The following is a 26,146-nucleotide window of genomic DNA, read 5'->3' as shown; positions in this document are numbered from 1 at the left end:
CCCCTACTTCGTACCTATGAGCAGAACCACAAGTAACACGCCTACTTCCCGTTACCGTGCAGCGCATCGACAACCTTTTCCGGCTTCATTGGGAGTTCCGTGATCCGGATGCCAACCGCGTCGGCAACGGCATTTGCCATCGTTGCAAGCGTTGGGGTGATCGGCGGTTCACCGACACCCTTTGCACCGAATGGTCCGTCGGGCGCTTCTACTTCAACGATAACGGACTCAACGGTGGGGAGATCCGCGGTGGTAGGCACGCGATAATCGACGAATCCCGGATTCACGTTGCCTTCCTCGTTATACTGCATCTCCTCCATGGTCGCCCAAGCGTAGCCTTGTACTGCGCCACCCTCAATTTGTCCCTCAACTGCCATCGGGTTGATAGCGAAACCGACATCCTGTGAGGCTGCCATCTTCAGCACCTTGATTCTGCCGGTCTCTGGATCAATCTCGACCTTAGCGATCTGTGCGGCGAGGGCAGGTGTGGAAGGCTTCCGTGCAAAAGAACCTTTGCCGACGATGGGGCCACCCGTTGTTGAGAGGCTGTATGCGGCCAGTTCACCGAATCCGATTGACTTCGGCGGATCAGCCTCGATAGTTGCAACCTTACCATCTTTGAGTTCGAGGGATTCGACATCGGTGTTCAACCGTTCAGCGGCGAGTTCAAGGAGGCGTCTCCGTGTATCCTCTGCAGCGAGCTTAGCGGTATTGCCCATTGTGAAAGTGACGACACTGCCGCCGGAACCTGTGGCATAGGGCGCTGAATTGGTGTCACCGCGTGAGATTGTGACCTCCTCATAGGGAAGGGTCAGGATTTCAGCGACAATTTGGGCAAGTGCCGTATCTGTGCCGGTGATATCCATCGATCCGTGGAAGATTCGCGCACTTCCATCTTCATGGATAGAGACGAACATCCCACCGGGTCCACAGCCATTTGTCCAATCGCCGATTGCCACACCCCACCCTTGATTGGGTCCTTTCGTGCGGTTCTTCCAATCCACCGCATCGGCGACCGCTTGGAGGGTTTCCTTATAACCAACCTTGGGCTCGTTGGGTCCCGCAGGCACAGGATCACCTTCAACCCGCATATTTTTGAGGCGAAATTCAACCGGATCTAGGTTGAGTTTACGGGCGATATCGTCGAGTTGGGACTCACCGGCGAAAGCGACTTGCGGCGTTCCCGGTGCACGGTAGGCGGCGGTGCCAGACTTGTTTGTGTAGACACCATACGCATCAACCTTTAGGTGTGGGAACTTATAGACGCCACGCAGGCGGATGGTACTGCCGATTGAGGCTCCTGATACGGAACCGGAATCCCAGAAAGCCAGTCCTTCACGGGCGAGGATTGTGCCATCGTTCTTCACACCGGTTTTCAACTTAATCACACATCCCGGTGCCGGACGACCGTCTGTAAACTCCTCTTCGCGGGTCATCTGAATCTTCACCGGACGACCTGTTTTTTGGGAGAGGAGAACAGCGGGGACATGCGTCAACGCAACGCCAAAACGTCCACCGAATCCACCGCCCATCGTCGTCGCGACGACATTAATCTGATTGAGCGGAATGCCAAGCGTGCCGGCAATGCCGGAACGGATAGCAAAGGGACCTTGGGTGCTTGCCCAGACTGTCACTTTCCCGGTGGACTCGACATCAGCGACGGAGACGTGCGGCTCCATGTAGGTCTGGTGAACTCGTGGAATCACGTAGGTATCTTCCACAACCAGATCTGATTCGGCGAAGCCTTGTTCCACATCGCCGGCGGCGGAGTGCGTTTCGGCAGAAATATTGTAATAGACATCCTCCTCAAGGGCTTCCAACTGTGCGTTTAACTCAGCGATCTCCGCGCTGTGGTCTTGCGACTTGTCTCGCTCCAACTTTCTCAGGTCGGCTCTAATCGCTCGACGGGCGGGTCCATCTTTCGTATCATCGCTGTGCAGGCGTGGTGCGTCCGGCTGAATAGCTTCCATCACATCCTGAACGGCGGGGAGCACTTCGTAATCGATTTCGATTAGATCCGCAGCTTCTTCTGCGATGTCCGGATCCGTTGCTGCGACAGCTGCAATCGGTTCACCGAGGTACAGGACTTTGTCAGTAGCAAAAACCCGTCGTCCGCTCTCGACATCGTCTTGGGTGACAATTGCTCGTACACCGGGTAATTTTTCTGCTTCGCTCGTATCAATATTCAGGATCTTTGCGTGTGGGTGTTCGCTCCGAACAAACTTACCGTGAAGCATACCGGGTAGGTGGACATCACCTCCATACTGTGCTGCACCTGTAACTTTCTCTAGGGCATCAACTCTCGTTACTCTTTTGCCAAGAACTGCATATTCTGACATGGAAAATCTCCTTTTTGGAACGGAAGACAAAACGTGATGCGTAAAGCGTAGGGGTTAAGATCTCGAGATTAATCAGTGAGCATCACGAATTACGCATGACTTCTGCCGCACTCATCACGGCTTCAATGATCTTCGTATACCCTGTACACCGGCAGATGTTATTACCCAGTGCGTGTCTTACCTCTGCTTCTGTCGCATTAGGATTTTCATCAAGAAATGCTTTGGACGCTACGATGAATCCCGGCGTGCAGAAGCCACATTGGTATCCCCCTTTATCCATAAACGCTTGCTGGATGGGGTGCAGCTGATCTCGGCTTGCTAGCCCCTCTACGGTTGTGATTTCCTTACCGTTGGCACTGACACCAAGCATCATACAGGATGTTACCGCTTTGCCGTCTACAATGACTGTACACGCGCCACAGTCGCCGGTACTGCATCCTTCTTTCGTACCTGTTAAACCGATTGTATCACGAAGGGTCGCTAACAATGTCTTTCTCGGCTCAATCAATAGATCGTATGTATCAGTGTTGACCGTTAAAGAGACCGGGTGCTTCTTCATTGGATTATCCTTTCTGTTCTCCGAATAAGGCTCGGGAATGAATCTAAAATAGATATGACGTTCTGATTTCTCACGCGTCCGATAAATCGGGATTACGCTAAACTTAACCTACCAGCTAGCCTTGTGCACGGTCGGCTGCGGCTTGAAGTGTCCGTCGGGTCAAAACCCCAACTATTTCCCGACGATGCTCCGCCGAACACCGCAGATCTGAAATGGGGCTTGATTGCGCTGAAGCAGCGGTAGCGGCTTGTTCTAACAGCTCCGCCGATAGGGAATTTCCATTTACAATGGTTTCGGCATCGGTTGCTCGAAGTGGTGTGGGGGCAACAGCGGCAAGACCGATCTTGACATCTGATACAGTGCCGTTATCGGTTTTTGCAGATGATGCCACACCGACGAAGGCAAGGTCCATCACTTCTCTAATTTTCTGCTTGATATACTGTGAGCCTTCATTCGGATCGCGGGGCGGACATTTGAACCCTGTGACAATCTCCCCGGTTTCTAATACGGTTTGTCCCGGACCTAAAAAGAAGGTTTCGATGGGAACGGTACGCTCGCCATCGGCACTCGCAATATTAACCTGTGCGCCCAGTGCTAGCAGGGGTGCTGCAGTATCCGCAGCGGGCGAACCGTGACTAATGTTACCCCCTATTGTTGCAAGGTGGCGAATCTGGACACCACCAACTTCACTGGCCCCTTCGGCAAGCGCAGTATAGCGTTCACGGATTGTTGTATCTTGTTCCAACGTACGCATCTTCGTCAGCGCGCCGATTCGCAAACCACTTCCTTCATCATAGTCGATGCCCACTAATCCGGGAACCTTTTCCAAACTGATAACGTACTCGGGCGTTGCTGTCCGTGCTTTCATTTCTATAATGAGATCTGTTCCACCGGCTAAAAGCTTTGCTTTGCCGTTGTATTGTGTCAGCAGGGCTGACGCTTCCTCGATTGTTGTAGGTTCAAAAAACTCGAAATTCCTCAATGTTGTGACCTCCCTGAAAATACGAGGCATTCCGCGCCTCGCAAAATGGTTGACCCTGAATGTAATTTGACATGGCTAAAGCATACCAAATCTGATTGGGGTTGTCAACTCTTTAATAGTTGCATCGGTTTATCTATTCAATGACTAATTGATGACGATCTTTCAGTGATTCGATAGGCCAGTCTGTGTCCGCCAACTGAGCTGCCCGCCCATCAAACTCAACATGCCGCTGCGTAGTGAATACAACACATTGATCTTCGCGTTTCAACATGTGAACGTGAATGCAGCCGGAGATACCGTAGATATTGATGAAATCATAAATAATTTTTGGTAGCTGATCTAGCTCACCATATTGATGGGGGGAATACGGTGCAACCAAGACAGGCGAACGTCCTTTGAACGTACCGAGTGACGAGTTGGGGTGAGAATTGCGAAACAGATGTAGTACACTCTTATTGGGAGATTTGAAGAATTTACTCCAAGTCCTTTTTAAGCCACGAAATGCCCCGGTGGGCGGTGCAACATAAGCGGACAGGGAATAGGCGATATCTGTTTGCGACTCGGTGTCAGGAGGGATATATCGGCAAATGAGAAATGGCTTTGATTTGAATGAAGCTAAAAAGTAGGCATAGCGTGCCGGTGGTTCAGCGAGTAAATCGAGAAATTCCGCAAAGTTTGAAAGTTCGCGCGACTTCTGTTCTTCATGTTGATCCCCTGTCTGAAAAGAGTGTAACCAGAATTTGAAACGAGAGTTAATACTAGAGTGGGTTTCGCCAATTATATTTAAGAGCTCGATAGCGTGTACGTATGCATCTTCGATAGTGTTAGCGAGATGCCGATGATTTTCGGCTGCGCGCTCAGTAATTACTTTGAGATTTTCGGTGAGCCGCACTATCTTTCTCTGGAATATCTCAAATCCCAGAGGGGCGGCAATTAGATGTTCAATCTGATCCACAAAATTATCAGATTTCTCAAAATCTTCTGCCAATAGATTCACCTCTGACAGCGTCTTTTTAAGAGATTCTGAGGTCAACTGAGTCATTTCTGTTATTGACTTATGAGCTACTAATTGCTGCGAACTATCTGTTGTCGTTAAATTCTTCTTTTCTTTCATGCGAAGTTATGCTATAATGAGTTATTTATATGAATATAATAGTTTGCCTACTTTAATAAGAAACTGGGCGTTTAAATGTTTCCATCTATTTATAGCTATAAACTGTAGAAATTATACACTATATTGATTGAAAATCAAATAACAATTTCAACGAAAGTGTTCAAGCGTAGTGGGATTATTGACTACGCTCTGATCAACGACAATTGATTCGTTATCTGCTAAAGCACTTTATTCTTAGACTAATCTGTCATTATAGATAAAGATTTTTAAGGAGATATCATGGCAAATTGGAGTGAGTATATTTCGGATACACTGGAGCGTTTGTCAGGAAAGCAAAAGACTTCGGCGCTTCCGCAAATCAGCTTGCAACCGCCCGAAACTACTGAGGAGATCGCTATCTATGAGGGGAGAGAAACACGGCGTGAAAAGCAGGTAAAAGAACGCTTGTCGTATCAACTGTTTGAGAAAATGAGACGGCGCACCTTCAGTTGGAAATCGTATTACTACTACGATGCCTATGATATTCCACGGATTGCAATTACAAACGAAAACGCAACGGGCACACACATTATCGAACGGCGTCACTTCCTTCCAGAAGACCGAATCATTGAAGCCAACTTTTTTACGAACGCTAATGCTTCTTCTATCCTTATTGATGCCAATGATCTAGCGCGCGTGAGCCAGGAGCTATTTGATCAACTGAATACCAGATCTATCAATTTTCAAATTTATAACCAGACTTATCCTCTGGAGATCTGGTTTGATAGTGATCAGAAGCAGACAAACAAGTTTTTACCGCTCGGTCAACATAAAATCTGTATAGACGACCAACGGGCATACTTACTACGGTCGTTCCGGAATCTGGGTGCCGATGGGTTTGCGGCTTTGTCGAATCGATTACTAGCGCAAGAAGGTATTGCGGTCGATCCGAAAAGCACCATCGAATCATTGCTGATTGAACTTGGCAGTGAGGAACTGCTTTACCACTACCATGACGCTATCAATCAATATAACCAAAAAACTTCGAGGCGCCGATCTGCCGGTCTGTACGAAGATGAAGAGCAGCCCTTAATTATCACGAAAACACGGCAACGTGGGCGTAGAGGAGATGCTAGTCACCGCTCAACTGTCGATAAAAATCGCCCTGATCCGATACCGGATGAGATGTATGAGATGCTAGCCTTCGCTTTTGAGAAAAATTTTCCAGAAATTGAGGAGGATTTGATGCACGTTAGCCTCGCAGCGTTGAGCTTGGATCGGGGAGCGGTCACTGATGGCTGCGCAATTTTGAGGGATAAACTTTGCTCCTACACAGAAGCGGCTGTCCTACAAGAACATCAACTCGAATATCTGTATCAATTTGTACAGCGACTCCTAGATGAAGAAGAGGCACAGGAAGAAGAAGTATACTCGCCCCTCGAAGATCAAGCGTATGAAGAAATCTTGGTCGAGTTGTTAGAGGAGATTCGGGACATTACAACAGATTTCCGCTACATCCACTATCCACCTATTAACACCCAAGTCGATTTGCTTCAAGAATCTGTTCAATCACTTTCACAAGCACTCGAGGATGCTGAAGATAAACAACGCCGCCGTGAAATCAGTGACAAGCGTGAGATCTTGACGAAGAAAGCGTTTGAAGTACCTAATCCCCGTACCTATACCCTTGATAAAACCAAGGCGCAAATTAGCTATTACGAACGGTTGTTGGAGATCCAGAAAACGATTCATGATGTTCAAGAACAAGCTAGTAATTCCGCTCATGATGTTGGTTTTAGTTTGGCAAAATCCGCTTACATTTTAGTTCAGCTTCATTTGAAGGAGTTTCCGGATTTACGCAATATTTCTAATCAACTGATTGAACTGATGCAGCGGGAATCGGATGACAATTATAAAGAGTTTGAACTTGAATTCATTAAAACGTTCGCACAGCTTGCCACTGCCCTCCATCAGAGCATCAAAATCACTTTATCAGATCAGCTAATGAAGATAACAAACAAGCTGGAAAAGTTATGTACCGCTAATAAGCAATTCAACGAAAACAATTGGAATACAGCCTATACAGAGTTTGTCCATAGTGAGGTTGCAGCGTTTAATGATAAGGTGCGTGAGTCTGCAATTGAGAAATATGATCAGGTTGCTGAACAGATTGATTACCAACTGGAGTTGATTGAAATCTTTATCAGCGGCATTAACGTTCCCGCATTGCTACCAGCACAATTGCACGAATCAGGGAAAGGCTTGCAGACCTTCCTTGTGGAGCAATTGAAGAAATACTTGAACACACAAAACCTGCAACTTCAGAGCGTCCCAGGGCGTGAATATCAACTTAGATCTCTTATTACTGAATTGATGCCTATGCAATTGGATACTCCACTTGAACAGTTGGAGTATTTCTTTAGAAGCACCGCTTAACTTCAATCCCAAAAAAACTTCAAAAAATGAACCAAAAATGTGAAACGTGATCTATTTTTTGACGTTTTTTATACGGATCGGGTCTACTATGGACTCTTAAGGAGTTAACGAGTGCAATAATAGCCCAATTTTAATCCCCGCCTTTACTTTAATTTTTTGGAGGATCATGGACGTGCTACCGAAGAAATTAGAAGCCTACCCCGTTAAGCCATACTTCTCTGAACAGCAGGAGCTAAATGATCGCTTGAGTGAGATTCTCCCGCCATATATATCGGCAACTCCTCTCACTACGCGAGGGAAACGTCTGTTTCGGATCTTTGCCCGAGCTACTCTAATCATTTGTCTGCTGTCGTTTTTAACACTGTGTGGATATCTAGCGCACCGCGCGGTGAAGGAGAAAGATACGTTCTGGTACTACCTCACAAAAAATCACAGCATAGTCCTCACCCTAACGCAAGAGAAGAAAGTGCAGGACACCGCAACGTATGGTGTTCTGGAAACACTTACAGCCTCCGGTAGAACGATGGAAGAGCGGCTGATTCAACTTCAACTAGACGGATATGCTCAACATACCGCGCAACAAATTCCTATCATTTACGACATAGGGGCGCAGGCAGATCACAAGAAGATCTACGAACAAGCAATTCAACCGGCACTCGAACAAGGATATCAGATTTATAACAATTTCGATCAGAAAACTGAGCAGGAAGTGTATGGGATTACTACGACCGAACTGATATATCAAAAAGGATTGAAGGTACCGGACTATAGCACGAAGGCGTTGGAGCACGTGCTATTTAATGCACGACGTTACTTCCCATTTGCGCTCATTGCGGGCCGAGTTGCTGACATAGATCCATTGCTTCTATTGAAAATTTTTGAAATTGAGACCCACTTCGATGAGGTCCTAGTCGGTCTCAGTCAAACCGAAGATGGCGAAGATGATATTGGCATTGCTCAGAATAACCTGGCTGTCTTACCGAATTTGATTCGGCACATCTTAGATCCAAGTATGCCGGCATATTCTCCTTTTTTCGAGTTTCTGAGCCCTGGAACGGATTGGGAAGGAAACCCACTCTCTTGGAATGATTATTTACCTCGATTAGAAGAAGAATTAGCGGGAACTTACGATCGGCAAAAAAATCCGTACGGGAAATATTACACTAATCTTCTTAAAGCCCCTCACATCGGTGCGTTCTTGGCAGCCTACCACATAAAGCGCGATAAGACCTACCGTTTCAAAGAATGCTTGGACTTTTACAGGAAACATGCTAAAGCGCTCAAAGTTGAGCTCGACCTTAAGCAAGATCTACAGCCATATCATTGGGCGTATTATACCTTTTACAACGGCGGTCCCAAGCGTTGGCATGTGATGAGAACGTACCTGGACATGCGCCAAAATCAGCAGTTGATTCCACCTGAACTTCAGGAAGCTGTGGATACTATAAAGAATCGTAACATGGATGCGCAACGGATAGGGGCTAAAAACCAATATCTGAAAGAACTCGCTTTCGACCACGCTGAAGGCAAGATTGTTCAAAATGATGGGCTGCTTGACTATGGGTTGTACGATTTCTCGCCAAATTTCAAGCCTCGAGAACTCATGCGTGGGCTTCCTCCCAACCTCGCTATGGCAACAAAGATTGATGATTAGTGCAGATGGATACGCTTGAAGAGGATACCCTCTCCCCTCTGCAAGCCCGCTTAGATATCTATGCTGAGAAAATACGATTTAACGCCCTCTGTCCTGCTGCTCCTCCTGCCAATTATTTTCTTTTTCTTTGTCTTCCTGATATACCCTCTCCTATACATTTTCAAAGAATCTTTCTGGATTAATAACCGTCTGAGCATTGAATATTTCAAGCTGATGGTTACGGATGAAAGTATCGGCAAGTTAGTTATCAATAGCTTCAATATGGGTATTGTAGTAACACTGACGACAACACTTATCACCCTGCCACTCGCTTATTTCCTGACCCGCTACCGTTTCCCCGGACGTAACATCCTGCAAGGGATCATTCTGATTCCGATTATCATGCCACCCTTCGTCGGAGCAATCGGCATGAAGCAGCTTTTCGGTTTGTACGGTAGCGTGAATATCTTTCTGAGCAAGATTGGACTCATCGCTTTGGCATCACCAATCGATTGGTTCGGTAGCGGATTTTGGGGAGTTATTCTGCTGTCCACCCTACATCTCTACCCAATAATGTATCTCAACGTCGTCGCAGTGTTGGCAAATGTAGACCCCAGCTTAGAGGAAGCCGCAGAGAATATGGGGGCATCACGCTTCATGCTTTTCCGGACGGTGACACTTCCGCTGATGCTCCCTGGATATTTCGCAGGTGCCATTCTCGTGTTCATTTGGGCGTTCACTGATCTGGGTACACCGCTGATTTTCAACTACAATGAAGTTATCGCTGTGCGGATTTTCCGCCAAGTTACCGATGCCAACGTCAACCCAATGGGGTATGCACTGGTCGTCTTGATTATTGTGCTGACCGCTCTTGCATTCTACATTTCTAAGCGTTGGACTGGCACCGGACGGTATGAGATGCTCGGACGCGGACATGTTGGTTCGCGTGAGATTCAGGCAAACCGCTGGATGTGCGCCATCATCTATTGCTTCGTGGGATTCATCGTATTCATGGCACTGTTGCCGCATATTAGTATCATCTTGACATCGCTGACCCCTGACGCGAGTCAATGGCGGTTGACTGTGCTGCCTCAGAGCTATACGCTGCAGCATTATTCAGAGGTTTTTAGCCATGAGAGCAAGCTAGAAGATACGCTGCTCAGCATCAAAAATAGTTTATTCTACAGCGTGTTCAGTACGCTGCTGGCGCTTCTCCTCGGAATTATACTCTCATATCTTCTCACTCGAAGGCGCATCCCCTTCAAGAACTTGCTTGATGCTATCGCTATGCTGCCCTTAGCCTTGCCGGGTGTTGCGCTCGCTTTTGGCTATGTAGGTAGCTTTGCGGATACGACGCTTTTGCTCCGTCATTTGCCCCAGTCCATCGTATCTATCTTAGATCCTCGACAAAACCCGATTTTACTGCTAATCGTCAGTTATGCGGTGAGACGTTTACCGTATATGCTCCGTTCAATTTACGCGGGCCTTCAGCAGACCAGTATAACATTGGAAGAGGCGTCACAGAATCTTGGCGCAAACTCAGCACGGACGCTGTATAAGATTACGCTGCCCCTTGTCATTGCCAATGTCATCGCTGGCTCAATCCTTGTGTTCTCGTTCTCAATGCTGGAAGTTGCTGACAGCTTGATTCTTGCTATGCGAGATCAGTATAATCCAATCACCAAAGCGATTTGGAATCTGTCACAACGTCCGGTTGGTGGGGCGTATATTGCTTGTGCGTTGGGTGTGGTGGGCATGTTTATTCTGATAGCGTGCTTAGTTTCTGCGGGCCGTATCCTGGGGGAACGTTTAGGCGAGATTTTCAAGATTTGATACATATGCTCGTTAAAGTTAATGGGGCAAATGCAAAAAGCGGGTTACTGCTTTACCTTTTACACGCTCGGTTCAACATACAATGTCTTTTCATGGGTGTAAGTCACGAAGCCTGAAGCGGTTCCCTTGGGTTTGACGACATACCGAAACCATGTATAGTCGACAGGGACATAGCTAGCGTGTTGTGCTTTACTGAAAAACGCTGCAATCTGGGCGGCTTTTAGCAGCGTTGGCATTGGAATACCCGGCTTCTTTTCAGGATTGCGAATAATAACGTGTGAACCGTGAATCTGCTTTGTGTGTAACCACATATCCTGACTTGAAGCGATTCGGCGAAGGAGCAGGTCATTTTCCTTGCTATTGCGACCCACATAAATCTGAAAACCGTCAGGCGAGGTATACTTCCGAAATGCACCGGCGGATTCGCTCTGCTTGGACCGACGCTTGGTTTCTTTTATCCAACCTTTTTTTACAAACTCAGACTGAATCGCTCGAAGTTCCTTCAACCCCTTTGCCTCTTCCACTTCGGAGACATATGCCTGTAACGCCTCCTGTTCCGCTTCATTATCAGCAATCAAACGGTGGATTACCGAAACCCCGCGCTTTGCTTTGGTATACTGCTTAAAGTATTGTTGGGCGTTTTCTGAGGGACTGAGTTGCGGATCAAGTTCGATTGGCAGGACGTTTAAATCTGGAGCGTAGTAGTTTTGCACTTCGATAATTGTCTGTCCTCGCTCGACTTGGTGTAAATTCGCAGTGAGGAGTTCGCCTTTGATTCGATAATCCTCAGCCTGTTCCGCATTTACCAAATCCTGTCGTAGCGATACCTGTTTTCGTTCCAGTGCAGCAGTCATCTTGTTCAAAATTTGGCGCAACGCATTCCGCTCAGATTGCATCGCTTCATCACGAGTAACGGCATCGTAGTAGGCGGATAGAGCCTCGCTCATTGTTTGAAAAAACCGGCTCTCAGTGTTTGGAAATTGCGCCAGTTTTAATGCAGACACAGCGACAACTTTATCACTGTCTTGCAAGTAAGCATGGTTACTTGCTTCAGCCTCTCGTTGGAACTGTTTGCCCGAATTGCCCCCTTCAATAAGCACTTGGGGTTGGCTGTGGGAAGGCTGGAAGCAGCCCACAACCTGCTGATATGCCTCCCACAAGTCTGCTAGGGTAGACTGATCACTGACGCGAGCGATAATTTCTTTGGCAAGGGTTGGACTCAAGCCATCAATCTGATTAAAAAGGAATCGCCAACTTACTTCCTGATTTTCAACGATCGAAATAAAGGTGTCCTGATCTAATTTTAATGGATGCCATTTATCCTGCTGTGGTGGTGAGGTATAGGTCAAACCGGGCAATACCTCACGATAGCGACTCATCGTCTCATCAATGTGCTTGATGCTTTCGAGGATATTGCCACTTGCTTCATCAACGAGGATGATATTGCTGTATTTCCCCATCAGCTCTGCGATAATCGACTTAGGCGACGCCTCAAGCACGTCGGATGTGGGGGCGATAGTAAGCTTTAGTATCCGATCCAAGCCAACCTGTTCTATCGCTGTGATCTGACCACGCAGAGCGTGCTTCATCAGGAAGTCGGCAAAATGGGACCTAGACTGTCCTTTGGGCGAACGTTCAATGAGATGTGCGCGGGCATGAATAGAATGGGTTGAAATAAGCAAAAAGTGAGTCTTGGCTGCTTGGGAGATTTTGAGTACAATGCTGTGAGGGTTCAACTGTTCAATATGCCGAATGGTCCCATTCAGAATTGTCCGACGGAGTTCATCCGTCACAAGATGCAAAGCTAGACTGTCGAATGACATGATGTAAACCTCGTGGAAGTGATGTGTCGTAGGTTCTCACACCTTCAGCGTATCGCGTTTCTCAGCGTGTCGCCCGGCGGAACGGTTGCTCATTATACCATAATTCCGCTGAGAACGGCACGAAAAACTGACCTGTGGTGAGGGCAATCGCATATGAACGCGATTGAAACCTCTGACCCGCTGTTAGCCCCTTAGCCTATCCCCTTGACGTGAAACGTGATGCGTAAAACGTAAAAAAGAAACCAATCAACGGATGAACCAATAGGGAGAAGCGGCTTACAACTGATCAAATTAACAGATGCGATTGCCCTAACCTTTGGTAGTAGGTTGATTGACAGCTATCTTGAATTGTGTTAGAATCTGTGTTAAAGCCAAGCGACTTAAGGCTTTCCAATTTCTAATAGTTACGGGTTTTCAGTTCGTCTTTATTCAAAAGTAAAAAGGAGAATTTTAATGCGTAGGGTTTGGTTTAGCATTTTTGTATTTGTTCTAGCCATTTCACTGGTAGGTCCACCACTGGCAAGCGGACAGGAAAGCGTATTGGACAAAGTAAAAAACAGGGGGAGGCTCGTTTGTGGGGTGTACGGCGGGTTGCCCGGTTTTAGCTTCCTCAATCAAGATGGCACATGGAGTGGCTTCGACGTGGATTATTGTCGGGCAATTGCTGCAGCTATTCTCGGTGATCCAGATAAGGTTGAATTCGTGCCGTTAAAGGCACCGGAACGTTTTCCAGCCCTTCAGACAGGGGAGATAGATGTCTTGATCCGAAACACCACTTGGACGCTTACCCGCGACACCCAGGTGGGGGCAGATTTCGCTCCACCCACCTTTTACGACGGTCAGGGATTCATGCTGCGTAAAGAACTCGGCGTTACCTCCCTAGAGGAGTTGGCAGGTGCGAGTATTTGTGTCACCGCTGGTAGCACAACTGAGCTAAACCTCGCGGATACGATGCGGGCTTTAGGGGTAGATTTTAAGCCGGTGGTTTTTGAGGAGATTGATACCCTTTACAACAGTTACGAACAGGATCGTTGTGATGTAGTTACAAGTGATAAATCGCAGCTAGCCGCTCGTCGCAACGTCTTGAAGAACCCGGAGGCGCACGTTATCCTCGATGTGACTATCTCGAAGGAACCGCTGGGACCCGTCACTATCCATGGCGACAACAAATGGAACGATGTCGTTAGCTGGGTTGTTTATGCCACATTCTTCGCCGAGGAACAGGGAATCACCCAATCGAATGTTGGCACTTATAAATCGAAAAACCCAGAGATTGGACGCTTCTTGGGGGAAACCGGCGATATGGGCGGGAAACTCGGTCTGTCGAAAGATTGGGCGCGTCAGGTTATCGCTGCCGTTGGCAACTATGGCGAAATTTTTGAACGTAACCTGACCTCCATTGGCCTACCGCGCGACGTCAACAAGCCTTGGACTCAAGGGGGTCTGTTGTACGCGATGCCGTTCCGTTAGTGAGCGTTGCAAACTCAGCGTTACCACTTGAGCCACAACACAATGGAAAACAACTCAACTAAAAGTGCATCAGAGACAATCCCTTTTTGGCGGGATATTCGGGTGCTGCGTGTTCTATTTCAGGTCATCTTTCTTGTCGGAGTCCTCCTGTTAGCTGGTATCCTTTACATGAATATGTTGAGGGGACTCCGTGGACTCGGCTTGACCTTGAACCTCGACTTTCTTAATGATGAGGCTGGATTTGGAATAGCCGAGGGAATTGCCTATGAACCTTCAGATACCTATCTAAGAGCGTTTTGGGTAGGTGTGATTAACACGATCAGGGTCAGCATTATCGGAATTGTGTGCGCCACAATCCTAGGGCTTGTTGTCGGTATCGCTCGGCTATCAAGCAACTGGTTGGTCAGAACGATCGCAGCCATTTATGTCGAATGTTTCCGCAATATCCCGCTGCTGCTACAGATTCTGTTTTGGTATACCGCTGTAATCCTTCAACTGCCCTCGGTCCGGAAGAGCTTCACATTCTTTGGAGGCGTGTTCATCAACCAACGAGGGGTATATCTTCCTGAGCCTCAACCCACATCGGGCGTGAAGATTTGGTTCGGTTATCTCGTTGGAGGACTTATTTTAGCATTGATTCTCTATCTCGTACGGTTGAGAAAACTTCGACAGATGGAGCAGCCCGGTTTTCCGGCAAAGTGGGCTTTGCCAGCGTTTCTGTTGGTTGCTTTTGTGGGCTGGTTTCTGACACCGGGGAGACCATATACTTGGGAGTTACCTGCTTTGAAGGGCTTTAATTTTGCAGGAGGGATATATCTGTCACCCGAATTCTCTGCCCTTTTGGTTGGACTTGTTATTTATACCGGGGCTTTCATCGCTGAAGTAGTGAGGAGTGGTATACAGTCCGTGGCAAAGGGACAACGAGAGGCTGCTAAAGCGGTAGGCTTAAACGAATTTCAAACGCTGCGGTTGATTGTCCTACCCCAAGCATTGCGCGTAATCGCACCACCGCTCACCAGCCAGTATTTGAATCTCACTAAAAATTCCAGTCTCGCTGTCGCAATAGGCTTCCCAGATCTATTTAACATCGGTAATACGATGATGAATCAAACCGGACAATCCATCCCAATCTTTGGGATGATCATGATGAGCTATCTGATTATCAGCTTGGCGACGTCGGCGTACATGAATTGGTACAACCGCAGGATTAATCGAATCGGACGATGAGAGGATAAGAAGCACGTGGAAGAGCAAGCACCGAACCCAGTCGTTAAACCACCCACTGAATCGAAGGGCATATTGCGGTGGCTGAAGGAAAATCTGTTTAATACTTGGTACAACGCACTCTTCAGCCTCTTAGCCATCGTTTTTTTATACGTTGTCTTTAAGGAAGTCTTGACTTGGGCGTTCACTGAAGCAAATTGGGGCGTTATACCCGCTAACCTGCAAATTTTTCTCGTCGGTGCTTATCCAAGAGAGGAGATCTGGCGTGTATGGGTTGTGATTTATACTTTGGGCCTCCTATTGGGCTTGAGTTCTGGAATCTGGGGCGGCCTAGCCCTCCGGCTTTCTCTTGTCATCGGAGGAATAGGGGGAGGCGTTGGGATTATCCTCACTTTTTTTCCCGCTACCTTTTTTAATAGATTTGGTCTGCTCGGTGGGGTGGCGCTGCTAGCAGCCGCCCTATTCCTTGCCCGTGGTAGAACAGGATTGCGCCCTTGGGTTCTGGGCGGTTGGCTGCTCTCATTTCCTTGGACTATGATATGGCTTCACGGATTTTCGGGTTTGCCTACTGTCTTTACAAGCAACTGGGGTGGGCTGCTACTAACGTTGATTCTCGCGGCCGTTGGCATCGTTGTCTCATTTCCACTAGGCGTTCTTCTGGCTCTCGGGCGACGGAGCAATCTCCCTGCGATTAAATGGTTTTCGACAGCGTATATTGAGACAGTACGCGGCGTGCCTTTGGTGACAATTCTGTTCATGGCACAGATTATGGTCCCCATTTTCTTGCCTGATTTTCGCATTGACAAAATTTTGCGGGCGATGCTCGGTATCACACTTTTTTCCGCCGCTTACATGGCGGAGAACGTCCGTGGCGGGTTGCAATCGATCCCGAAAGGACAGCACGAAGCCGCCCATGCGCTCGGACTCAATTATCCACTTACGATGTTACTTATCGTCTTACCACAGGCACTTCGCTCAGTCATCCCGGCAATTGTTGGGCAGTTTATCAGCCTTTTTAAGGATACATCGCTGGTTACTGTCATCGGGCTGCTAGATCTATTGGGTATAGCCAAAACGGTTATTGCAAATCCTGACTGGTTGGGACTGCAAGCTGAGGTATATCTATTCGCTGCAGTGGTCTATTTTGTTTTCAGTTATTCTATGTCATATATCAGTCAGAAAATTGAAGATGCTTTGGGATTCGGGTAGGGATGAGGTTATTTCGTGCATTCTAGGAAGGGAGAGATTAAACAGTGGCAGATCTTGAAAATACTCCGGCTGACTCAATTATTGTCTGTGAGGATGTCCATAAATGGTTCGACGATTTTCACGTACTCAAAGGGATTACGACCGCGTTCAAAAAAGGGGAGAAGGTTGTGATATGCGGTCCTTCGGGATCGGGAAAGTCTACGTTCATCCGTACAATAAATCGTTTGGAGACGCACCAAAGGGGACGCATTATCGTTGATGGTATCGAACTCAGCGACGACCTTCGTAATATAGACCGTATCCGCCAAGAAGTGGGCATGGTCTTCCAACAATTCAACTTGTTTCCCCACCTGACCGTCCTGCAAAATGTAACGTTAAGCCCTATCTGGGTGAAGAAGCTATCAAAAAGGGAAGCGGAATCGGAGGCTTTAGCGTTATTAGAAAGAGTTGGTATTGAAGAACATGCTCACAAATTTCCCGCACAGATTTCGGGAGGGCAACAACAGCGTGTGGCAATTGCAAGGGCTTTGGCAATGCATCCCAAAATTATGCTATTCGACGAGCCGACAAGCGCCCTTGACCCTGAGATGATAAACGAAGTACTCGATGTAATGCGTGAGTTAGCTGCGTCTGGCATGACAATGTTGGTTGTCACGCATGAGATGGGGTTTGCCCGTGAGGTAGCAGATCGAATAATTTTTATGGATGAAGGAGCGATTGTAGAAGAAGCAGCACCAGGGGTTTTCTTCGATAATCCGCAGAACGAACGTACTCAACTTTTTATTTCCCAAACACTGCAACATTAGGGACGACTAAATTTGATACAGACCATCAACCCATCATAAAATTGAGCGCAATAAAACCTTCAGAAAGCACTCATCCTACGTAAATTCGAGATCAAATTCGCTGTTAAATGATTTTTCACTAGAATTCTTGCTTGCATTCCTATTTTGAATCAAGTATAATTTTATACGTAACTGTACAATGGATTAGAGAAGTGGTGTTAGGTTCAAATGGAAGCATTTCCCCGGCCATATGCTATATTTTGTACCTCTTGCGCTAAGACTTGATTTTCATTTGCAGTTCTGAATCTTTAGGAAAGGAGGTACACACCGATGGCAACAGGTCGAGTGAAATGGTTCAGTGATCAGAAAGGTTACGGATTTATTGTAACTGATGAAGGACAAGATGTCTTCGTCCATTATTCCAACGTTGAAGGAACCGGCTTTAAAACCCTTGATGAGGGACAAGAGGTCGAGTTCAACGTTGTGGAAGGGGAGAAGGGACTCCAAGCCGAAGAAGTTAGAAAAATCTAAAATTGATAAAGTTAACAAGGATAAAACCGGGGAAAAAAAGGCTCTCAAGCAATTGAGGGCTTTTTTTATTGGGCTAGACAGAATCAATGCAGGGTAGAGAACTAGCTGAGAAGCTCTTGATGCTCTTAAAAAATCGAGCCAAATCAGCATTGTTTCGATTACTCTCTTATCATGGAAGCCGCTTCATTTTCTTCGGAATGCGCCCCAACCCTGACGAATTTTATTTTTCCATGTGGGTAGGTCGTCGCTATCCTCAATGCTAGCGTTTGCATCGCCTGTTGCATCACCCTCCGCTACATGTTGGTAAGCAGGTATTTCGTCTTCTACATCAAACTGGGGAGCGTTCTGGATTAATCCAATATTACGGCGTGCTTCTTCAAAGTCCGGATTAATCACTAATGCTTGCTTCCAACAGGCGAACGCCAGTCCTGCATTGCCTTGCTTGTAACAGATAATTCCCAACTTGTTGTACGCTTCAGGCAGGGTAGGATCGATAGATAGCGCTCGCTTAAATGCGTCGATCGCACTCTCAATTTTGCCTTGGTACATGTAAGCATTTCCAAGGTTATAGTGTATCTCCGCAAGATTCAAATCTTTACGAACGATTTCTTCCCATTGAGCAATTGCCTCGTCAAAGCGATTCTGTTTCCAATATTCAATGGCTCGGTCGTTGGCGATTTCAGCTTGCTTACTCATGAATCTTTCCAATCTGGTGGTATAGGTGGGTTGTGCAGGCTTGATGTTAGCACTCGCGAGCATCCGATCGCTTACAGTTTATCTCTAATCCTTGGTGTTTACTTAGGTCGTCCTCGCGTTGCTCTCTGTATCAAGCCACCTCAATATCAAGGAAGGTTATCAATTATAACATTGCTAAATAACTATATCACATTTCGCAATTTCAGTCAACACCAAAGTCAGATAGCCCCGCACAAATAGGCAAAGAGACTGGAGCGATAGACAGCAGCGGTTCTACCGATGCCTCACAGCAGCTTCATAAACAGTCCCAATTCCATTTTCAGTTGATTCGGATCGCCTCTGCAAGTTCCCAACTAAAGTCGAAGTGGTAATTATTTTTTTCGCTTTCAGGCACGCAGATGATACAGCACTTACCATCGCGGGCAAAGCGATCGGTAATGGCAACGAGATTGAGCTCGTAGGAATATACCATTTCAATAGCATCAAGGACGAGGAGATTGTGCGTTTGGAAATGCTTGTCTAGCAGATCTTCAATTGCGATCTGTATCAGGAGGTGTATTTTCGCTTTCGCGCCGGCGTATGCGATTGATCCCCGCTGCTTGTCTAATTCATCAAGCAGATACAGATTTAGGTTTACATAGTAATCTGTAGAGTTACCAATTTTTTTCTTGAGTAGATGCTTGACTAAATTTGTTTTACCGGACTGAAATTCTCCGACGAGACATACCGTCCCGCCCTTAGCCCCGGAATCGATGTGAGCGGCTAAGGCTTGATAGGCTTCCCGTTGATTTTCATCGAGTGGGTATGTTGACATGGGATCGGCATCATCTCAAAGAGGAGATGTTAAAAAATCCTCCCAGTGGAAGTGCGGCAGAGGAAACTCCTCCGTTGCTTCGCATTGTCAAAAGGTTGCCGCTTTTTCAAAGAAATCAATTTCGACCACATCTACATTCGCCCGCCGTGCATTGTCAGCAACACGCTGGACAACCATCTCTCGAACAAATGGGATGGGGATTCGCTTGACACGGTGAACGACTTCCTCCGTGCAACGGATTGAGGTGTTACCCAAAAATGGGCCTTCTCCCGCTTTCGCTTCGGCGGGATGGTCGCACGTCTCTGGTACGAGTTGCTGCAAGCGCATGGACACGTAATCGGTCACCCAACCTTTGAATGCTTCCCCTTTCTCCTCATCAATTGCCGTCGGTTGAGGTTTCTGATCCAGTTTCTGACTGATACCAACTAGTAGATCTTCTAAGCGATTCAACCGGTCTTCGACCGCAGATAATCGTTCTTCAACTTTATTTTCACTGCTCATTATTTTCTCTCCTCAATTGAAAATATGTCTGTCAGCTATAGTTTACCGCCGGGGTCTGAAGGACGGAATGCCCGTTTTATCAAACCGATCCTTGACAGCTTTCATGATTTCCGGCGTGATTTCATTGTAGCCGTGCTCACGGGCGTATTTTTCGACGCTTTTGGTGACCATCCCCCGTGCAAAGGAGGGGACACGCTGTAATCTTTGTTGTGCAGCATCTGTCCATTGTAACTCGTAGTCGGTTTCAGCTGCAAAGGGCGTCGTTTTTTCAAAACGGATGTTTTGATTTCCCGCCTGTCCCGGTTGGTATTCGCAGGATGGATCTTCAGCGAGATAGTTGTCGGTGAGGGCATAAGCACGGGCGCGACAACCGCCGCAAACGTCTCGAAATTCACAGGCACCACACTTACCTTCCAACAATTTCCGATCTCGTAGTTCATGAAAAACCTTCGATTGATTCCAGAGGGTCGCAAAACTTTCAGTCTTCAGATTCCCGACATTTACCGGCATGTATGGGCACGGTGTCAAATCGCCTTCAGGTGTGATGCGGCAGTAGTAGATACCACAGGGGCAGGTGCCACTCGGATAGGCTTGCAGGAATGGGGAATCCGATTGTTGCTCATAGATGACCCGTTTGTAGTGTGGCGCACATTTCGCCGCAACAAGCATTTTGCCTCGATATTTCGCTTGCAATTCAAAGAGCGTTGAGAGCATACGTTCATATTGAGCTGGAGTGATATCCATCACTGTTTTTCCTCTGCCAGTTCTCACGAGGAAATAGAGATTGAACACCTTCGCACCGAGTTCATAGGCGAAATCAACAATTTGTGGAATTTCGTCGTAATTCCAGCGCGTCACGGAAGTCTGCACAAGGAAATCGAGGTTTGCACGCTTAAGGGCTTCGACGCCGTTCATCGTGCCTTCCCAAGCCCCGTCCATGCCTCGGAACTTGTCGTGATTGACCGGATCCACAGCATCCAAACTGATGCCTGCGCCAGCGACACCGTGGTCGCTCATCTTCTGAACCGTTTCATCGTTCAGCAGAACGCCGTTTGTGCCCATCACCACTAAGAATCCGGTGCGGGCCGCGTAATCTGATATTTTCAGGATATCAGGCCGCAGCAACGGTTCACCACCTGTGAGAATGAGGAGAATATTGGGATTGATTTCGGCAATCTCATCAATCACGCGAAAACACTGGGATTGAGTCAACTCTGTATCTCGATAATATCCGCTCGGAAACTCGTTGGTATCAACAAACCCAGCGGGGAGATAGCAGTGTGTACATTTGAGATTGCATAGCCGTGTGATATTCCACGAAACGGCTTGGACTTTCGTTTCCATGAGTGTTCCTTAAAACTTGATATGCTGTCATGTATTTCACCGCAGAGACACGGAGAACGCAGAGTTTTTGATTACACCAGTCCACATGTTTTGACGTGAATTTCAGCCTTATTGGCCCCCTATCATTTGGCGGAGATACAGGGAGCATGCAAAGACAACAAGTCCAGCAAAGATAGTCAAAATTCCGAATAGGTCTACTTTCCTTCGCAGCTTGGCGACTTCTGAAGCATCGAAATTCGGGTTTGTCACCGCTGACTCTAATTTTCGATTGAAAACTGCGATATGCAGGCTATGAAAAAGCGTCATCAATCCTACAAAGGCAAGTTTTACAATAAAAAGGACAAAATAGCCGTAGTCCTGAGAAAAGCGCATCTGCGTGTTCAATCCGACGATGAACAGGTTCATCGCACCGGTAATCAGGAGAATGTGGATTGTGAATCGGATAACGTGCCGCAGACGATTCCGGATCGTGGTGGTATGTTGGACACTTTCAAGGATTTGAAAATGCTTTCTCAGAATCGGAGTTGCGACGCTGAGAGAAAAAAAGATTCCGCCAAGCCAAACGATTGCGGCGGTAAAATGTATCCATCGGATGAACAGTTCGACAATTGGAGCCATAAGTGAGTGAAATAGGATACGATGGCGGGTCTATCGCAACTTGTGTGAGAAAAATCCCTTTCGCTTTCCCTATGATCAACTCCTACATTCCAAAGTCACCGCGTGCAGTATCCATCACTTCGGTGGTGATTTCGGTGTGTCCATTTTCGCGGGCGAACTCTTCGATGCTGTTTTTCGCCATTGAGCGGACGAAACTAGGTACGCGCTCTAAACGCGTTAATGCTTCTGGTGTCCATACCGGTCCGCTCGCCTCCGCCTCCTGAAACGCTTCCGATACAACTGATGTAAACGGGCATTTCCCACCACCTTCCGTGGACGCTGTAGGTGCCTCGGAGGTCAGATTTTCGGGGTTCTTTTCACTCAAGAAGGAACGTACGACCTGCATCGGCTGTGCTGCTTCGCTTTTACCACCGAGTTGCACATCGAGGGATTTCAGCATCTGGGTTTCCCACGGGTTCATGTGCATTGCGAACTCAGCGAAGCAATCTGGGCACTCGAAGATCGCCGTCAACGAACCTTGATCCGGCGTCGCTGTTTCCTTAAATTCCATCGCTGTGTTACATTCAAGACATAAGAATTTCATTGGTTGACTCCATTTATACGTTACATTTTCCGTTCCAAGAACATCCGAATTTCATCTGTGATGCGGAAAAACGTTTGTCCTGCGGGAGTATCTTCGTATTGATCGACAAACACACTGCCTTCATCCGCTGCAATAGAGATGCGCGGATCAAAAGGTATTTTACCAAGTAGAGGGATGTCGAATTGACGTGCCATCTCCTCGGTGTGTCCCGACGGAAACAGGTCTTCGGTTTTACCACAATCGGCGCACACATAAGCGGCCATATTTTCGACGATGCCGATCACCGGCGCGTTAAGTAGTTTCTTTGCCATCGTCAGCGATTTTTTGACGACAAGCTGTGACACTCCAGAAGGAATTGTGACAACAACCGTTCCGCTAAGATTTGGCAGGAGATCGACGATATTTGGCAATCGATCTGCGCCGGGTGGAAGATCAATCAGCAAATAATCAAGCGTTCCCCATTCAGTATCAGAGAGAAATTCGCGGAGAGCACTCATTTCCATCGTCCCCCGCCAAGTGAAGGCATCCTTCTGTGTTTGGGATTCCCAGAGGACTGGTGTTTCGTCGTCCTTGAGGAATAGATCCATCGACATCACCTTGACCCCTAGCGGACTGAGAGCGGGTTTTACACCATCGTCACCATAATCAATTCGCTGGCCTCTCACCCCCATTATTTTAGCAATCGAAGGACCGTTGATGTCAGCGTCAATCACACCAACATTGTGCCCACGCAATCTAAGTGCCGAAGCAAGGTTTGCCGTGACTGAACTCTTGCCCACACCGCCTTTGCCACTCATGATAGCAACAGTGTGGTGGACTGATGCAAGCCGTTTTTGCAAACGATTGACTTGCTGTGTCACTTGTCCAACGATGTTAGAACCGCCATCGGCGGGGAGGTCTTTGTAGGTTTTCATACGTTTCGATTTTGGACTTTCTCTGTCTGTACCCCATACCTACAGAAGTAATCGCCGAGCCTGCCGAGCAACTGTATTCCACGACTTGCATTGTTGTTGACATTCAGGAGGGTGATGTCGCATTGATTCCAGATATGAAGCAGAAGAAACATCTGAATTGCTTTGGTAACTTGGACGCTGTTATCATAAGCAACAAGCACTTTTTTAATCTGTCTGACAGAATCGGGGACTGCAAGGGCCGCCGTCAACCCGTTATGAAGGATTCGATCCAGGGTGTTACCCGGTTCGTGTCTGACGCTATACCGAAAAAAGGTCTTCTGCCCAATGATAATAAAATCGTGGAATTTTGATTCTTCGATAATTTCCCGAAATGGGCTACCCATCTCTGAATGGATGGAGTGGCGGATCTCTTTTTCCTGACAGGTTTTCCCAAAATTTTCAAGGACCCCAGACACTACCTCCCGCGTCTCCTGGAAGCGTTGCTGGTCAGCTAGTCGATCGTAGTGCATCGCTCCAATTGGCGCGGGACCGCTTGAACGTTGGATACCCGGCAGATCGATTACTCCGATACCGGTCAGTGATGCGTCATGGTCAAGAGCGATTTGGGTGGCATATTCGACCGCTGCCTGAGAATAGTTTGAGTCATCGAGACACACAAGGATTTCCGCAAAATGTAAAGGATTTCTGGGGGGCATTGGCAAACTCCGATCTAAATTGACATTCAAGGCGTGATTTTACGCTTGCGTCGCTTCCTCTTCATCGCTCTCCGTTTCAGTAGTGTCTTCACCCTGCTGGTAATAAGTTCCAAGCACCTCATTGTCCAGACTTCGTCCTTCTTCAATCACCTGCGCTGCGAAATCTAGGTTGATTGTTGTAAGGTTGGCTTCCTGCGCTCGCTGCTCGACACGGGATTGCGTGATGTTCCGCATAAATCCAGCGGGCACGAGGTTCAGCCGTTCACGGGCATCTGAAGTCCATTCAAGCGGACTTTCAAATATTTCTCCTTGGGAAGTATCAGTGGACTCACGGGACTGCGCGACAGCTTTCAGTTCAGGCGCGTCTTCACGGACAGCGGAAGCTTGATCCATACTCTCGTTGATAATCTGCATCGCAAACTCGTTGGTGATTGTACCGATTTTTTGGACACGTGCCGATTTTTCGATCCGCGCTTTGACGTTGCGACGCATATATCCTCTTGGGACATTGCGCAAAGCCTTTTTCGCTTGATCCGACCATTGGAGACGCACACCGTCGAAGGTCTGTTCTTCACTGACGCCGCCCTCTTGATCCGCAACCCTCTGGAGAGAATCTTTATCAACCATCTGGAATTGATCTCCGTCCACGCCGCAAACGGGACATTTCACCGGCTGTTGGTCACGGGCGGCATAGCCGCAATCCCCACAGATGTAGGTCTTAATGGCATTGGAATCCAAAACCGTTTGCGTTGCAATCTCTTTGGCAACCTTGGTCATCCGTTCTGCCGAACGTCCCGGCATAAAGGTGTCCATTGCCTGCTCTATGACGCTCTCCGTAATCACAGAGTGTCCACGCTCAATGGCGAAACGGTGGACAGCGGTGCGTGCGATACCTTGCACTTGCGGCGGTGCCTTAGCCATCCGATCCAAGGCTTCCTGTGTCCAGACCACCGTCTCCTCTGCCCTGACATCAACTTTTGGGACATACCGCTGGCTCGATAGGAACACATTACACGGAGCAAGGCGCAGTAAGTTTTCGGTGTTGCTGCCGATGTCCATGTCGGGATCGCTGTGAACACCGATTCTGCCCAGCATTAACATCCACGGTTCGGTTTTTCGGGCATATTGTAGGATCTTCTCAAACGCTTTCCCGTCTAGCAAGGTAATTTTGAGGTCGTAGTTGTGGTCTTCCTTAGCGATGGTCCGGGCAATCTCTAGATGGGATTGATAAATTTTGGCAAGTCCGGTGTCAATGACCTCCTCGTGCAGCTGCTCCTGCTCTTTGAATCGGAAGGTTTTGGAAGCTCGCTCGGTTAGGACGCTGACAACCGAGTTGAACACCACATAGTGGAGATACGGGTCGTAAACACCAACTGCCTCAACCTGTCTACCAAACTCCTTGCCCATTCGTATTGCCGTCTTCAGTCCGCCGAAGGATTCGGGGCTGCCGTCGATCCCGACGAGGATATGCCCCTTCTGTTCGTGCATCTCCTCAATATTTCGGACGACAAGGGTATCGGTCTCAATACGTCGCACAACCCGTTCAACCACGCCGCCGAGTAGGCTATCCTTAACGGCACCCATACCGAGGGCACCCATGATCACGAGGTCATAATCGCTTGCCTGAATGTCCTCTGCTAATTTGATGAAGTGTTTGCCCTCAGGCATCTTGGCTTCAAAGGGAATGTCATTTTCAGCACACTTGTTCTTCATGACCTCCAAATACGAATCGGAGATCAACTGAAGTCCCATCGTAATCAATGTGTCATGAATCCGGCGCTGTTTTTCAAGCTCGGCTTCATCCTGATATTCTTCGGGAAGCGTGTACTCCATCTGTTTGAAGCGCACATCGTGCATCTTCGCCGCATAGACGTGAGAGCCGACGAGTTGCGATTGAAATTTTTTGGCGAACTCCACAGCGAAATTGACGCTCGCATCGGAATGGTCCGAGTTGTCAACAGGTACATAGATTTTTTTGAACATCTTTCTCCCTCCAATGTCAATTTTCCATTAACAAATTATGTTTTTTTGATCTTTGCTCTATCTACGATGTCTCTTGGCCGT

General features: G+C 47.6%; 22 protein-coding genes. 8 read left to right on the top strand and 14 right to left on the bottom strand.

Annotated elements, in window-relative coordinates; all coding sequences use genetic code 11:
* Window positions 1-41: 41 nt before the first annotated feature.
* From J4G02_01265 to J4G02_01250, 4 genes are all read right to left on the bottom strand, one after another.
* On the bottom strand, window positions 42-2,339 hold the full coding sequence (locus J4G02_01265; protein MCE2393225.1) for a molybdopterin-dependent oxidoreductase: 2,298 nt from the start codon (window positions 2,337-2,339) through the stop codon (window positions 42-44).
* Window positions 2,340-2,421: 82 nt separating this feature from the next.
* Window positions 2,422-2,898 (bottom strand): (2Fe-2S)-binding protein, encoded by a 477-nt coding sequence (locus J4G02_01260; GenBank protein MCE2393224.1) that lies wholly within the window; start codon window positions 2,896-2,898, stop codon window positions 2,422-2,424.
* A 115-nt stretch (window positions 2,899-3,013) separates the two neighbouring features.
* A complete protein-coding gene (locus J4G02_01255; protein ID MCE2393223.1) occupies window positions 3,014-3,910 on the bottom strand; it encodes a xanthine dehydrogenase family protein subunit M in 897 nt (298 codons plus the stop codon).
* A gap of 103 nt (window positions 3,911-4,013) precedes the next feature.
* Window positions 4,014-4,994 carry a hypothetical protein gene (locus J4G02_01250; GenBank protein MCE2393222.1) on the bottom strand — a complete coding sequence of 327 codons (981 nt, stop codon included), beginning with the start codon at window positions 4,992-4,994 and terminating at the stop codon, window positions 4,014-4,016.
* A gap of 279 nt (window positions 4,995-5,273) precedes the next feature.
* On the opposite strand from J4G02_01250, the gene J4G02_01245 reads away from it, so the two are divergent.
* The 3 genes from J4G02_01245 to J4G02_01235 all read left to right on the top strand — a co-directional run bounded on the left by J4G02_01245 (window position 5,274) and on the right by J4G02_01235 (window position 10,875).
* Window positions 5,274-7,409 carry a hypothetical protein gene (locus J4G02_01245; protein MCE2393221.1) on the top strand — a complete coding sequence of 712 codons (2,136 nt, stop codon included), beginning with the start codon at window positions 5,274-5,276 and terminating at the stop codon, window positions 7,407-7,409.
* Between the two features lie 172 nt (window positions 7,410-7,581).
* Window positions 7,582-9,063, top strand: coding sequence for a hypothetical protein (locus J4G02_01240; protein MCE2393220.1), 1,482 nt, complete (start codon window positions 7,582-7,584; stop codon window positions 9,061-9,063).
* 60 nt (window positions 9,064-9,123) lie between these two features.
* Entirely contained in the window at window positions 9,124-10,875 is a 1,752-nt protein-coding gene (locus tag J4G02_01235; protein ID MCE2393219.1) for an iron ABC transporter permease, read from the top strand.
* Between the two features lie 59 nt (window positions 10,876-10,934).
* Here J4G02_01235 and J4G02_01230 read toward each other — a convergent pair whose 3' ends face one another.
* Window positions 10,935-12,698 carry an NFACT family protein gene (locus J4G02_01230; GenBank protein MCE2393218.1) on the bottom strand — a complete coding sequence of 588 codons (1,764 nt, stop codon included), beginning with the start codon at window positions 12,696-12,698 and terminating at the stop codon, window positions 10,935-10,937.
* Between the two features lie 453 nt (window positions 12,699-13,151).
* Between J4G02_01230 and J4G02_01225 the strand changes: the two genes are divergently transcribed.
* The 5 genes from J4G02_01225 to J4G02_01205 all read left to right on the top strand — a co-directional run bounded on the left by J4G02_01225 (window position 13,152) and on the right by J4G02_01205 (window position 17,917).
* Complete coding sequence (locus J4G02_01225; GenBank protein MCE2393217.1) at window positions 13,152-14,168, top strand: amino acid ABC transporter substrate-binding protein; 1,017 nt, start codon at window positions 13,152-13,154, stop codon at window positions 14,166-14,168.
* A 42-nt stretch (window positions 14,169-14,210) separates the two neighbouring features.
* Window positions 14,211-15,395: an ABC transporter permease subunit gene (locus J4G02_01220; protein ID MCE2393216.1), complete on the top strand. Its 1,185-nt coding sequence runs from the start codon at window positions 14,211-14,213 to the stop codon at window positions 15,393-15,395.
* 15 nt (window positions 15,396-15,410) lie between these two features.
* A complete protein-coding gene (locus J4G02_01215; protein ID MCE2393215.1) occupies window positions 15,411-16,601 on the top strand; it encodes an amino acid ABC transporter permease in 1,191 nt (396 codons plus the stop codon).
* A gap of 77 nt (window positions 16,602-16,678) precedes the next feature.
* On the top strand, window positions 16,679-17,407 hold the full coding sequence (locus tag J4G02_01210; GenBank protein ID MCE2393214.1) for an amino acid ABC transporter ATP-binding protein: 729 nt from the start codon (window positions 16,679-16,681) through the stop codon (window positions 17,405-17,407).
* Window positions 17,408-17,716: 309 nt separating this feature from the next.
* Window positions 17,717-17,917, top strand: coding sequence for a cold-shock protein (locus J4G02_01205; GenBank protein ID MCE2393213.1), 201 nt, complete (start codon window positions 17,717-17,719; stop codon window positions 17,915-17,917).
* Window positions 17,918-18,100: 183 nt separating this feature from the next.
* Here J4G02_01205 and J4G02_01200 read toward each other — a convergent pair whose 3' ends face one another.
* The 9 genes from J4G02_01200 to J4G02_01160 all read right to left on the bottom strand — a co-directional run bounded on the left by J4G02_01200 (window position 18,101) and on the right by J4G02_01160 (window position 26,065).
* Entirely contained in the window at window positions 18,101-18,613 is a 513-nt protein-coding gene (locus J4G02_01200) for a tetratricopeptide repeat protein (protein MCE2393212.1), read from the bottom strand.
* A 319-nt stretch (window positions 18,614-18,932) separates the two neighbouring features.
* Window positions 18,933-19,427: a hypothetical protein gene (locus tag J4G02_01195; GenBank protein ID MCE2393211.1), complete on the bottom strand. Its 495-nt coding sequence runs from the start codon at window positions 19,425-19,427 to the stop codon at window positions 18,933-18,935.
* Window positions 19,428-19,514: 87 nt separating this feature from the next.
* Entirely contained in the window at window positions 19,515-19,928 is a 414-nt protein-coding gene (locus J4G02_01190; GenBank protein MCE2393210.1) for a hypothetical protein, read from the bottom strand.
* A gap of 42 nt (window positions 19,929-19,970) precedes the next feature.
* The gene (locus J4G02_01185) at window positions 19,971-21,272 is read right to left on the bottom strand and encodes a radical SAM protein (GenBank protein MCE2393209.1); all 1,302 of its coding nucleotides are present in this window, start codon (window positions 21,270-21,272) and stop codon (window positions 19,971-19,973) included.
* 108 nt (window positions 21,273-21,380) lie between these two features.
* Window positions 21,381-21,890, bottom strand: coding sequence for a hypothetical protein (locus tag J4G02_01180; GenBank protein MCE2393208.1), 510 nt, complete (start codon window positions 21,888-21,890; stop codon window positions 21,381-21,383).
* A gap of 82 nt (window positions 21,891-21,972) precedes the next feature.
* Entirely contained in the window at window positions 21,973-22,275 is a 303-nt protein-coding gene (locus J4G02_01175; protein ID MCE2393207.1) for a PCP reductase family protein, read from the bottom strand.
* Between the two features lie 218 nt (window positions 22,276-22,493).
* On the bottom strand, window positions 22,494-23,387 hold the full coding sequence (locus tag J4G02_01170; protein ID MCE2393206.1) for an Mrp/NBP35 family ATP-binding protein: 894 nt from the start codon (window positions 23,385-23,387) through the stop codon (window positions 22,494-22,496).
* Complete coding sequence (locus tag J4G02_01165) at window positions 23,384-24,082, bottom strand: universal stress protein (protein ID MCE2393205.1); 699 nt, start codon at window positions 24,080-24,082, stop codon at window positions 23,384-23,386. Before J4G02_01165 ends, J4G02_01170 begins: the two co-directional genes overlap by 4 nt.
* A 39-nt stretch (window positions 24,083-24,121) precedes the next feature.
* Window positions 24,122-26,065 (bottom strand): universal stress protein, encoded by a 1,944-nt coding sequence (locus J4G02_01160; protein ID MCE2393204.1) that lies wholly within the window; start codon window positions 26,063-26,065, stop codon window positions 24,122-24,124.
* Window positions 26,066-26,146: the final 81 nt, after the last annotated feature.

The sequence above is a fragment of the Candidatus Poribacteria bacterium genome, assembly GCA_021295755.1.
Lineage (GTDB): Bacteria > Poribacteria > WGA-4E > WGA-4E > PCPOR2b > PCPOR2b.
This window is presented reverse-complemented; position numbering and strand designations above follow the sequence as displayed.